Raw genomic sequence first — 12,108 nt, 5'->3', positions numbered from 1 at the left:
TGCTAGACGAGCTGTCTTCCAGTATAGGGAAGGCAGTTTTTTTAGTGTGGAGAAAAGTTTTTACTTTGCGGGGAGAGGATATCTGCCAGTTAATATAAATTGACCACCTCCATTCACCTTCATTTATTCTAGTGAAACAACTCCCAATTCAATTGAAAACACCCTTAGAAAAAAACCGAATGAATGTTCGATTTTTTTCTTGTTTTCTATTTAAAAAACGTTTATAGTATAGATAGGTTGGATTTGAGACAAGCTGATAAGTTGTCTATTTCAAGTTATATATTCAAAGGAGGAAGATTTGTGAGCGATCGTAAAGCAGCCTTAGATATGGCGTTAAAACAAATAGAAAAGCAGTTTGGTAAAGGCTCTATAATGAAGCTGGGGGAGCAAACTGATAGAAAAGTAGTAACTTGTCCAAGTGGTTCACTAGCGTTGGACGCAGCCTTGGGAGTTGGCGGATATCCTCGAGGAAGAATTATCGAGGTGTATGGTCCGGAATCGTCTGGTAAAACAACAGTAGCACTTCATGCCATTGCAGAAGTTCAAGCTCAAGGCGGTCAGGCTGCATTTATCGATGCAGAGCACGCACTTGATCCTGAATATGCTCAAAAGCTTGGGGTAAACATAGATGAATTATTACTTTCTCAACCTGATACAGGTGAGCAGGCGCTGGAAATTGCGGAAGCTTTGGTGCGTAGTGGAGCGGTAGACGCTATCGTTATTGACTCGGTTGCGGCGCTTGTACCGAAAGCGGAAATCGAAGGAGAGATGGGAGATGCTCACGTAGGTCTTCAAGCCCGTTTAATGTCACAGGCTCTTCGTAAGCTTTCAGGTGCTATTAACAAATCGAAAACCATCGCGATTTTCATTAACCAAATTCGTGAAAAGGTTGGAGTCATGTTCGGTAATCCTGAGACGACTCCTGGTGGACGCGCACTGAAGTTCTATTCATCTGTTCGTTTAGAAGTCCGTCGCGCTGAAACACTTAAGCAGGGGAATGAAATGGTAGGGAACAAAACGAAGATCAAAGTCGTTAAAAATAAAGTAGCTCCACCTTTCCGTGTAGCTGAAGTAGATATCATGTACGGAGAAGGGATTTCTAAAGAAGGTGAAATCGTGGATCTTGGGTCTGAGTTGGACATCGTTCAAAAGAGTGGTGCCTGGTATTCTTATAACGAAGAGCGTCTGGGTCAAGGCCGCGAGAATGCGAAGATTTTCCTTAAAGAAAATCCTGAAATCCGCAGTGAAATCATGCTGAAAATCCGTGAACACTACGGTTTGGACACAGGCCGTGCCGAAACGGATGATCAAAGTGAATTAAGTCTTTTAGAGGACTAATCCACAAATAAGAGAAGCAGCCACTATGGTTTGCTTCTCTTTATTATGTATGTCAAACAACTTATATGTAGAAAATAGTGACAAACCCTTTTTCACAAAGATTATGTCTGATCGGTATGAATGTACAAATGTGTATCCAGTTTTTGGTGATTGTCCTTACACTCAAACAAAAAATGAAAAAAGATGGTTTTGCTTGAAAATCATTCATAACCCCACAGCGGCAGTGTCAAATAATGTCGATTGGAAAAAATCCCTTTAGAAATCTAGTGATAGAGGGCTCTACCCCTTGACAATAAATTTTCAGAGATTTAAAATTAACATGTATATTTTACAAATTTTTCGAATGAATATTTGAAAGCCTAGCGCTGTATATTTTGTTCTAGTGAGCAATGTACAAGCCGACATGTAAAAGACATGATGACAGTTCATAGCAAGAGGAGGTGAAATAATGCAACCTATAACAATCATCTCCATTTTGCTTGGCCTTATCGTCGGTGTAGTTGTTGGATACCTAATTCGTAAGTCCATTGCTGAAGCAAAGATTGCTGGTGCCAAAGGTTCAGCGGAGCAGATTTTAGAAGATGCTAAGCGCGAGGCAGATGCTCTGAAGAAAGAAGCACTTTTAGAAGCAAAGGACGAAAATCATAAACTTCGCACAGAAATGGAAAATGAACTTCGTGAACGAAGAAATGAATTGCAAAAACAAGAAAACCGTTTAATGCAAAAAGAGGAAAACCTCGATCGAAAAGATGAAACGCTTGATAAGCGTGAAGCTTTACTTGAAAGAAAAGAGGGAACTCTTAACGAGAGACAACAACATATTGAAGAGATGGAAAGCAAAGTGGACGAGATGGTACGATCACAGCAAACTGAGCTAGAACGTATCTCTAGCTTAACTCGTGACGAAGCGAAAGGAATTATTCTTGACCGCGTTGAGAATGAACTCTCCCATGATATCGCCATTATGGTCAGAGAGCATGAAACCCGTGCGAAAGAAGAGGCAGATAAGAAAGCGAAAGAAGTCCTTTCACTGGCTATACAACGTTGTGCTGCAGAACATGTGGCTGAAACAACGGTTAGTGTTGTGAACCTACCGAATGATGAGATGAAAGGTCGAATTATTGGGCGAGAAGGACGTAACATTCGTACGCTGGAAACTTTAACAGGAATTGATCTAATTATTGATGATACTCCTGAAGCAGTTATTCTTTCTGGTTTTGATCCGATTCGTAGAGAAACGGCTCGAATTGCATTAGAAAAATTAGTACAGGATGGACGTATCCACCCTGCACGAATTGAAGAGATGGTGGATAAATCTCGACGTGAAGTAGACGAATATATTCGTGAAATTGGTGAACAAACAACGTTTGAAGTTGGCGTTCACGGGCTTCACCCGGATTTAATTAAGATCCTGGGACGTTTGAAGTATCGTACAAGTTATGGTCAAAACGTTCTAAAACACTCAATGGAAGTCGCATATCTTTCGGGATTACTGGCAGCTGAGCTAGGTGAAGACGAAAGACTCGCTAAACGTGCAGGATTACTTCACGATATCGGAAAAGCGATTGACCATGAAGTAGAAGGAAGTCACGTGGAAATTGGTGTAGAACTCGCAACGAAATATAAAGAACATCCTGTGGTCATTAACAGTATTGCTTCTCACCACGGTGATACAGAGCCTACGTCAATCATTGCTGTTCTGGTAGCTGCTGCTGATGCTTTATCTGCTGCAAGACCTGGGGCAAGAAGTGAGACGCTCGAGAACTATATCCGTCGTTTAGAGAAGCTCGAAGAAATCTCAGAGTCTTATGAAGGCGTTGAGAAATCCTTCGCTATCCAGGCGGGGCGTGAGGTACGTATTATGGTAAGACCTGAAGCCATTGACGATTTGGAATCTCATCGATTAGCAAGGGATATCCGTAAACGGATCGAAGATGAGCTTGACTATCCAGGCCATATTAAAGTAACGGTCATCCGTGAAACAAGGGCTGTCGAATACGCTAAATAAGTGGTTGACTCGAAAAGGGATATCCCCTTTTTGAGTCAGCTTTTTTTATCGTTGCCAACATCAGTGATAAGGATCATTGGGAGAATCCCTCATTCATGAATAGACCCTAAGGATTTTGTGATACAATAACTACAGGACTCAATACATATAGAGAAGGGATTTTTCATGAAAATATTATTTGTAGGAGACGTTGTCGGTTCAATGGGCCGAGAAATGATCACAGAATACCTGCCGAAGTTAAAGAAGAAGCATTCACCCGATTTTACGATCGTTAATGGAGAGAATGCTGCATCAGGCAGAGGGATAACGGAGAAGATTTATAAACAATTCTTACAAGATGGCGCCAATATGGTGACCTTAGGAAATCATACATGGGATAATAAAGATATCTTCAATTTTATCGACTCATCTAAACAGATGGTTAGACCGGCGAATTTCCCGGAAGGCACGCCGGGAAGCGGTCTGGTGTTCGCTGAAGTGTACGGAAAAGAAGTTGCCGTCATCAATGCTCAAGGAAGAACATTTATGCCTCCCCTTGATGACCCGTTTAAGGCACTTGATGAACTTGTATACGAAGCAAAGAAAAGAACGTCGATTATCTTCGTTGACTTTCATGCAGAAGCAACAAGTGAAAAGCAGGCGGTTGGCTGGTTTCTAGATGGACGTGTATCTGCTGTAATAGGAACCCATACACATGTTCAAACGGCAGATAATCGCATCCTTCCAAATGGAACCGCATTTATGTGCGATGTCGGTATGACGGGACCATATGATGAAGTATTAGGGATGAGCAAGGATTCTGTTCTTAAGAGATTCCAGACTAGTTTACCGGTTCGTTTTGAAGTCCCAAAGACAGGACGCAAAATCTTGAGTGCCTGTCTAATCGAAGTTGATCAAAAAACTGGTAAAGCGAAAAAAATCGAGCGTATTTTAATCAACGAAGACCATCCATTTATGGCAGAATACTAAATGTTTTCTTTCCTTTTTTCGGTGTGACCGGAATGATTTGTCCATTTCCTGAATATAGTATCAGTGGAATCATTTATACCAAGTTTGTTCTTTACCACGGACATACGGTATGGGGGAAATGACAAGGAGGAAAAGGAATGGAAATATTAAAAGTTTCAGCAAAATCTAATCCTAATTCTGTAGCTGGTGCACTCGCCGGTGTTCTTCGTGAGAGAGGAGGAGCTGAGATTCAAGCTATTGGTGCAGGAGCTTTAAATCAAGCAGTTAAAGCGGTTGCGATTGCCAGAGGCTTTGTGGCTCCTAGTGGTTTAGATTTAATATGTATCCCGGCATTTACAGATATTTTAATTGATGGAGAAGAGCGTACGGCGATAAAGTTAATCGTAGAACCAAGATAATAAACAATGGGCTGTTCATTAAAGAGGATTCTTTAGTGGACAGCCTTTATACTATTAATCGTAATACATATAAGATAGGTGCCCTGAAAGGATGAAGTATTATGTTATTTGATGCACACTGCGATGTGTTAATGAAGTTATACCTGGAACCAGGGAAGGGAGCATTTCAATCTAAACATACAATGCATATTACTTACCCCCAGCTTCTTGAAAGCAGGAGTAAAGTACAATTGTTTGCGATCTATATTCCATCTTATTTGAAACCAGGTCAAAGATTCCAAGCTGCGTTAGAGATGGTGAACTTGTTTCATAATGAAATTTTAAAACCAAACCCAAAACTTAAATTTGTGACTTCAAAACAGGAAGTAGAAAGACTGGCCGATGATGAAATTGGTGCGATGCTGACACTGGAAGGTGCTGAGGCTATAGAAGAGGACCTCACGAAGCTTGAAATTCTTTCCCGGCTTGGGGTACGTTCTGTAGGATTGACGTGGAATTGGGCCAATGCTTGTGCAGATGGTGCACTGGAGCCGAGGGGTGGGGGATTAACCAATTTTGGACATGAGGTAGTATCATTTTTAAACGAGGAAAGGCTTTGGACGGATGTTTCCCATCTATGCGAGAAAGCATTCTGGGATACAATCGAAATGGCTGATTATCCGATTGCTTCTCATTCGAACGCCTATTCTATATGTCCCAATCCCCGTAATTTGAAAAACGATCAAATTGAAGCGCTAATAAAAAGAGATAGTGTCATGGGGATCACTTTTGTTCCTCCCTTTTTAAACAAAAAAGGATCAGCGGAAATTTCAGACGTGATAAGGCATATCGAGCATGTATGCAGTTTGGGTGGTGAAAATCATATTGGCTTTGGCTCCGATTTTGATGGTATATCTGAAACGGTACAAGGTTTATCCTCATTCAATCAATATGATAACTTAATCAACACACTTCAACGATACTATAGTGAAAAGCAAGTTAAGAAATTCTTATTTGAAAACTTTTTTGCCAGATTACCAGATTGAAACCCCTAAAGGTAAAACCTTTAGCGGTTTATTTTTTGCCAAGTTGTACCCGTTTACATTCATAATTTCTTCGATACAGTAGTGAATTAAATCAAAAAGTGATAAACTGATAGAGTGAACACAAGTTGCAACCATCCTTTGTAATAATAGATTGTTTGAACGAAATGAAGAGAAAAGCATCTCTACTAGATGTTGCAAAAATTGATTGAAGGGGTGTAATAAATGAAGGAACAACTTTCATGGAAAGTTGGTGGCCAGCAAGGTGAAGGAATAGAGAGTACGGGTGAAATCTTCTCTATGGCTCTTAACCGCCTTGGATATTACTTATACGGTTACCGTCATTTCTCCTCTCGTATTAAGGGAGGCCATACGAATAATAAAATTCGGGTAAGTACTACACAAGTGCGTGCGATTGCTGATGACTTAGATATTTTAGTTGCATTTGACCAAGAAACGATTGATGTGAATTATAAAGAACTACATAGCAATGGTGTCATTATAGCTGATGAGAAGTTTAAGCCTGAGAAGCCTGAAGATACAGAAGCTTCCCTCTATATCATCCCATTCACCCAGTTAGCCACGGAACTTGGAACGTCGTTAATGAAGAACATGGTAGCTGTAGGTGCGACATGTGCCGTTCTAAACCTTGATCCGGAAGTTTTTAAGGAAGTTGTTGAAGAAATCTTCGGCCGCAAAGGTGAAACGGTAGTAGAGAAAAACATGGAAGCGATCAAACAGGGCTTCCAAACGATGAAAGAAGAGCTTGGAAGCAATGTTGGTGCCTTACAGCTGAAAGAAGCTGACGGCAATAAACGTATGTTTATGATCGGAAATGACGCAATTGCTCTTGGGGCACTCGCAGGTGGCGTTCGTTTGATGGCTGCATACCCAATCACTCCAGCCTCTGAAATTATGGAATATCTTATTAAAAAGCTCCCGATGGTTGGAGGAACGGTTATTCAAACAGAGGATGAGATTGCAGCCGCAACGATGGCAATCGGAGCTAACTACGGAGGAATCCGTTCATTCACTGCATCGGCTGGACCAGGTCTTTCACTTATGATGGAAGCAATCGGATTATCCGGAATGACAGAACAGCCTTTAGTAGTGGTGGATACTCAACGTGGAGGGCCGTCCACGGGGCTTCCAACGAAACAGGAGCAGTCCGATTTAATGGCCATGATTTATGGTACACATGGAGAGATTCCCAAGATCGTCCTGGCTCCAAGTACAGTACAGGAAGCGTTCTATGATACAGTAGAGGCATTTAACTTAGCCGAAGAGTATCAATGTCCAGTCATCATTCTTTCAGATCTGCAACTTTCATTAGGGAAACAAACAGTTGAACCTCTTGATTACAGCAAAGTGGAAATTCGTAGAGGAAAGCTTGTTGGAAATGAATCTGAACTAAATGAATTAGAACCGAAAAAATACTTTAAACGTTTTGAAGTGACTGAAGATGGTGTATCACCACGTGTCATTCCTGGAATGAAGAACGGTATTCATCATGTAACAGGAGTAGAACATGATGAAACAGGGAAGCCCTCTGAATCCCCTGTAAACAGGCAGGCGCAGATGGATAAACGTATGCGTAAGGTGGAAAGTATCCGCTTTACTAATCCAATTCACACTCATGCACCACATGAAGAAGCCGATTTATTATTAGTTGGTTTCAACTCCACACGTGGTGTAATTGAAGAAGCAATGGAACGCCTTGATGCCGATGGGCTGAAAGTGAACCATGCGCATGTTCGCTTAATCCACCCGTTCCCGGCAGATGAACTGGAGCCACTAATGCAATCAGCGAAGAAAGTGGTCGTGATTGAACATAATGCTACTGGACAACTGGCAAATATTATAAAAATGAATGTTGGGTATGGGAATAAAATCACGAAAATGACAAAATATGATGGAACACCATATTTACCAAATGAAATTCATTCCAGATGTAAGGAGTTGATCTGATCCATGGCTACCTTTAAAGATTTCAGAAATAATGTTAAACCAAACTGGTGTCCTGGGTGTGGTGACTTCTCTGTACAAGCAGCGATTCAACGTGCATCGGCAAATGTGGGGCTGGATCCTGAACAATTAGCTGTCGTTTCCGGGATTGGTTGTTCCGGACGTATATCAGGTTATATTAACTCATACGGTTTTCATGGCATTCATGGACGTTCCCTTCCTATCGCTCAGGGATTAAAAATGGCGAATAAGGATTTAACCGTTATCGCTTCAGGTGGGGATGGTGATGGGTTTGCCATCGGGCTTGGCCATACGATCCATGCGATCCGTCGTAATGTTGATGTTACATACATCGTTATGGATAACCAGATTTATGGGCTGACAAAAGGACAAACCTCCCCGCGCTCATCATCTGGTTTCAAGACAAAGTCTACGCCTCAGGGAAGTATCGAGCCTGCACTCGCACCGATGGAAATGGCACTGACAGCAGGTGCAACATTCGTTGCCCAAAGCTTTTCTTCTGACTTGAAAGAGCTTACGGCGATAATTGAAGCTGGACTTAATCATAAAGGCTTCTCATTGATCAACGTATTTAGTCCTTGTGTAACATATAACAAGATTAATACGTACGACTGGTTTAAAGAAAACCTGACAAGGCTCTCAGATGTTGAAGGCTATGATCCATCAAATCGTGAACAAGCGATGAATATGCTCATGGAAAAGGATGGACTGGTTACTGGTTTGATTTATCAGAATAAAGAACAGCCATCGTACCAAGATCTTGTAGCAGGTTACTCCGAAGAGCCTCTAAGCACTCATGATTTAAGGTTGGATGAAAGTAAATTTGATGAATTAGTGAAAGAATTTATGTAATACTGATTGTAGAAAGGACTTCCAAATTGGAAGTCCTTTCTATCTTTGTTGTATGTGCATTGTAGTGATTTATCTTGTTTTATCCCTGATTATTGGCGTGCTTTCCCTTGCTTCAATTTTATAGACGCCTTTTTTGGTTGTCATAAGTTTGTTCGTATCTTGATTTTTATTAGAATCGATCAGTGTTTTAAGAGAATCAATTCCGTGAAATATAGATGACTCGGTCTGGTAAAGTGTGTTCATCTGTTGGATGATATGTGAAAGTTGGGAATCGAATTTTTCAAGTTCGTTCAACATATTATCTTTTTTACTTAGCACTTTTTCAAATGAATCATTCATTATCAATTCAAGTGAGTCCATTTTTTCTTCCTGCTTCTTGGATGATCGATCAATGTCAGCGAATTGATTTGTCAGCCACCATTCATTCTCCTCGATCTGCTGCTGAACAGCTTCAATCATTCTTTCGAAATAATCCACTTTCATTTTTTCAGATTCCATTAATTTTTCTTTGGATTCTTCAAATCTAAGAATTAATTGATCCCTTTCAACCGACAGTCCTTCTAATTTTTCTGCTTTTGTCAATAAGTCCTGAAAGAGATCTTTTTTTGTTTCTTCCGAATGTGAAAGTGCTCGGTTTAATTCTTTTAGGTGTGTATCCTTAATAGCTATTTCATTTTCAAGTGAGTAGATAATCCTATCTTTTTCAACTAAATCTGCATTCAAAGTATCTATTTCGCATAGTAAAACATTTTCAGACTCTTTCAATGAATATATTTCTGTTTGAATTTCTTCCAGCTGTTTTCTGACTTCTTTGATTTTATGTTTTTCTATTAAAAGAAATTTCTCTAATTCTTTTTTTTCATTTTCAAGTGTTTGAATATGAGCCCCATTATGCATGATTATCTTGTTTGCATTTTTTAACTCGGATTCTATTTTTTCTTTCGCTTCTGTTAATGAGTTTCTATCCTTTAACAGTTCTGTTTCGTACAGATCATTTACTTTTATTTGTTCGTAGGCAAGCTCTAGTTCACGATTCTTTTGACTGATTTCTTCTTTTAAATGTTCATTCTCAGCGTAAAGGTAGCTGGTTTTTAACTTTTTTATAGTCTGTTTTAGGTTATTAATCTCCGATAGTAAAAAGAAGCTTTCTTGATTTGAAATGTTATATAGTGGATAAACCACTTTTTCCTCATCGATGGTAATCTCCTCCTGGTCAGTTTCTGATACATTAGTCTATGTAATGGTATCGACGATTGTTACAAGCACCCAGTTAATGTAAGGCTGCTAAAGAAAGATGTATACATTTTTCAACACTTAAGCGCCTCTATTGTATGTAGACCAGAAAACCTTTATACTATTATAATGTGCAAGAATGTATATCTTGTGAGATCTTTTTATAATAGAAGATAAGCGGTTTTGTTATAGAGGTAGAAAGGGGATTTTTCATGAATGAAGAACAACGAAAACATGGACAACAATCGAAGTCTGTTATTCCATCGGACCAAAAATCCGAAAAGGATTACAGTAAATACTTCGAAAGTGTCTATATCCCGCCTTCGTTGAAAGATGCAAAAAAGCGTGGGAAAGAAGAAATAAAATATCATAACGACTTTACGATTGATGATCAATTCAGGGGACTCGGAGAAGGCAAGAAATTCTATATCCGTACGTATGGTTGTCAAATGAATGAACATGATACGGAAGTAATGGCAGGGATTTTCATGGCACTTGGCTATGAAGCGACGAATTCGACAGATGACGCAGATGTCATCCTTTTAAATACATGTGCAATTCGTGAAAATGCTGAGAATAAGGTGTTCGGTGAATTAGGACATCTGAAACATCTAAAACGGGAAAAGCCAGAGCTCTTGATTGGTGTCTGCGGATGTATGTCCCAGGAAGAGTCAGTTGTAAATAAAATCCTGAAAACATATCAACAAGTCGATATGATTTTTGGAACGCATAATATCCATCGCCTTCCTAAAATCCTGTCAGATGCTTATATGTCTAAGGCGATGGTCGTAGAAGTGTGGTCTAAAGAAGGGGACGTCATTGAGAACCTTCCGAAAGTTCGCCGTGGCAATATAAAAGCATGGGTTAACATCATGTATGGCTGTGACAAGTTCTGTACCTATTGTATTGTTCCATACACACGTGGTAAGGAACGAAGCCGCCGTCCTGAAGAAATCATTCAGGAAGTACGTCATCTGGCCGCCCAGGGTTATCAAGAGATCACTCTTCTTGGTCAGAACGTGAATGCATATGGTAAAGATATTGAAGATCTTGAATATGGCTTAGGTGATTTAATGGATGACCTTCGTAAAGTGGACATCCCACGTATTCGCTTTACGACTAGCCACCCAAGAGATTTTGATGATCATTTAATCGAAGTCCTTGCGAAAAAAGGGAATCTGGTTGAGCATATTCATTTACCGGTTCAATCCGGTTCCACAGATGTTCTGAAGATTATGGCCCGTAAATACACGAGGGAGCAATTCTTAGAATTAGTACGGAAAATAAAAACAGCGATGCCAGACGTGGCTCTAACAACTGACATCATCGTTGGATATCCGAATGAGACCGACGAGCAGTTTGAAGAAACACTTTCACTATACAGAGAGGTCGGATTTGAATCTGCCTACACGTACATCTATTCTCCAAGGGAAGGTACCCCGGCGGCGAAGATGAATGACAATGTACCGATGGAAGTGAAAAAAGAGCGACTTCAACGATTAAATGCAGTTGTGAAAGAATACTCGGCTGAAGCCATGAAGAACTATACAGGACAGATCGTTGAGGTGCTGGTAGACGGGGAGAGTAAGAAAAACCCAGACATTCTTGCCGGTTATACTCGACGCAGTAAGCTTGTGAACTTCAAGGCTCCTAAAACAGCCATTGGAAAAATTGTGAAAGTTAAGATCACAGATGCTAAGTCTTGGTCACTGGATGGGGAAATGGTCGAAGAAGGCCTAATTGGATCAGAATTTCAAGAACCGGTAGAGGTGAAATAATATGGCAAAGTATACTAAAGACGATATTATGAAACGAGCGGAAGAGCTGGCAACAATGATTGCTGAAACAGAAGAAGTGGATTTCTTTAAACGTGCTGAAGCACAGATTCATGAAAATCAAAAAGTACGTGAAATGATCGCGAGTATTAAGAGTTTACAAAAGCAGGCTGTGAACTTTCAGCATTATGGAAAAATAGAAGCTCTAAAAATGGTTGAAGCAAAAATCGAAAACCTGGAAAAGGAAATCGATGCCATTCCGGTGGTACAACAATTTAAAGAGTCACAAACAGATGTAAATGATTTACTTCAAATTGTTGCGTCCGTTATTTCAAATAATGTGACAGATCATATCATCGAAACCACCGGGGGAGACTTACTACGTGGAGAAACTGGATCACAAGTGAAAAACTCGACGCCTGGAAGCTGTTCTTAATAGAAGAAAAAATAATGACATTACAAAAACGATCTCTGCTTAAAGGAATCTCCCTTTTATGCAGAGATCGTTTTTTTTGCCTGCTCTTTTG

Annotated in this window: 10 protein-coding genes; 9 read left to right on the top strand and 1 reads right to left on the bottom strand. The window is 40.1% G+C overall.

The window, feature by feature from the left end:
- The first annotated feature begins 300 nt into the window (after nucleotides 1–300).
- The 7 genes from recA (at nucleotide 301) to TV75_RS03800 (ending at nucleotide 8,573) form a co-directional block, all read left to right on the top strand.
- Nucleotides 301–1,338, top strand: coding sequence for a recombinase RecA (gene recA / locus TV75_RS03830; protein WP_044337332.1), 1,038 nt, complete (start codon nucleotides 301–303; stop codon nucleotides 1,336–1,338).
- Between the two features lie 448 nt (nucleotides 1,339–1,786).
- Nucleotides 1,787–3,346, top strand: a complete 1,560-nt coding sequence (gene rny, locus TV75_RS03825) for a ribonuclease Y (protein ID WP_044337331.1) — start codon at nucleotides 1,787–1,789, stop codon at nucleotides 3,344–3,346.
- A 165-nt stretch (nucleotides 3,347–3,511) separates the two neighbouring features.
- A complete protein-coding gene (locus tag TV75_RS03820; RefSeq protein ID WP_044337330.1) occupies nucleotides 3,512–4,315 on the top strand; it encodes a TIGR00282 family metallophosphoesterase in 804 nt (267 codons plus the stop codon).
- A 137-nt stretch (nucleotides 4,316–4,452) separates the two neighbouring features.
- Nucleotides 4,453–4,713, top strand: coding sequence for a stage V sporulation protein SpoVS (gene spoVS / locus TV75_RS03815; RefSeq protein WP_034760060.1), 261 nt, complete (start codon nucleotides 4,453–4,455; stop codon nucleotides 4,711–4,713).
- Nucleotides 4,714–4,814: 101 nt separating this feature from the next.
- Nucleotides 4,815–5,738: a dipeptidase gene (locus TV75_RS03810; RefSeq protein ID WP_044337329.1), complete on the top strand. Its 924-nt coding sequence runs from the start codon at nucleotides 4,815–4,817 to the stop codon at nucleotides 5,736–5,738.
- Nucleotides 5,739–5,960: 222 nt separating this feature from the next.
- Nucleotides 5,961–7,703: a 2-oxoacid:acceptor oxidoreductase subunit alpha gene (locus TV75_RS03805; protein ID WP_044337328.1), complete on the top strand. Its 1,743-nt coding sequence runs from the start codon at nucleotides 5,961–5,963 to the stop codon at nucleotides 7,701–7,703.
- A 3-nt stretch (nucleotides 7,704–7,706) separates the two neighbouring features.
- Nucleotides 7,707–8,573, top strand: coding sequence for a 2-oxoacid:ferredoxin oxidoreductase subunit beta (locus TV75_RS03800; protein WP_044337327.1), 867 nt, complete (start codon nucleotides 7,707–7,709; stop codon nucleotides 8,571–8,573).
- A 69-nt stretch (nucleotides 8,574–8,642) separates the two neighbouring features.
- Here the strand turns inward: TV75_RS03800 and TV75_RS03795 are convergent, their stop codons facing one another.
- Complete coding sequence (locus tag TV75_RS03795; protein ID WP_044337326.1) at nucleotides 8,643–9,755, bottom strand: hypothetical protein; 1,113 nt, start codon at nucleotides 9,753–9,755, stop codon at nucleotides 8,643–8,645.
- A gap of 263 nt (nucleotides 9,756–10,018) precedes the next feature.
- Here TV75_RS03795 and miaB point away from each other — a divergent pair, with 263 nt between their 5' ends.
- Entirely contained in the window at nucleotides 10,019–11,584 is a 1,566-nt protein-coding gene (miaB, locus tag TV75_RS03790) for a tRNA (N6-isopentenyl adenosine(37)-C2)-methylthiotransferase MiaB (RefSeq protein ID WP_044337325.1), read from the top strand.
- Between the two features lies 1 nt (nucleotide 11,585).
- The gene (locus TV75_RS03785) at nucleotides 11,586–12,017 is read left to right on the top strand and encodes a RicAFT regulatory complex protein RicA family protein (RefSeq protein WP_044337324.1); all 432 of its coding nucleotides are present in this window, start codon (nucleotides 11,586–11,588) and stop codon (nucleotides 12,015–12,017) included.
- The last annotated feature ends 91 nt before the right edge of the window (nucleotides 12,018–12,108 follow it).

It is taken from the genome of Rossellomorea aquimaris (assembly GCF_000935355.1).
GTDB classification, from domain to species: Bacteria; Bacillota; Bacilli; order Bacillales; family Bacillaceae_B; genus Rossellomorea; species Rossellomorea aquimaris_B.
This window is presented reverse-complemented; position numbering and strand designations above follow the sequence as displayed.

What these genes read in the sequence shown, in the direction of transcription:
- rny (WP_044337331.1), top strand. Translation starts at nt 1,787, where the DNA reads ATGCAACCTATAACAATCATCTCCATTTTGCTTGGCCTTATCGTCGGT.
- TV75_RS03820 (WP_044337330.1), top strand. Translation starts at nt 3,512, where the DNA reads ATGAAAATATTATTTGTAGGAGACGTTGTCGGTTCAATGGGCCGAGAA.
- spoVS (WP_034760060.1), top strand. Translation starts at nt 4,453, where the DNA reads ATGGAAATATTAAAAGTTTCAGCAAAATCTAATCCTAATTCTGTAGCT.
- TV75_RS03810 (WP_044337329.1), top strand. Translation starts at nt 4,815, where the DNA reads ATGTTATTTGATGCACACTGCGATGTGTTAATGAAGTTATACCTGGAA.
- TV75_RS03805 (WP_044337328.1), top strand. Translation starts at nt 5,961, where the DNA reads ATGAAGGAACAACTTTCATGGAAAGTTGGTGGCCAGCAAGGTGAAGGA.
- TV75_RS03800 (WP_044337327.1), top strand. Translation starts at nt 7,707, where the DNA reads ATGGCTACCTTTAAAGATTTCAGAAATAATGTTAAACCAAACTGGTGT.
- miaB (WP_044337325.1), top strand. Translation starts at nt 10,019, where the DNA reads ATGAATGAAGAACAACGAAAACATGGACAACAATCGAAGTCTGTTATT.
- TV75_RS03785 (WP_044337324.1), top strand. Translation starts at nt 11,586, where the DNA reads ATGGCAAAGTATACTAAAGACGATATTATGAAACGAGCGGAAGAGCTG.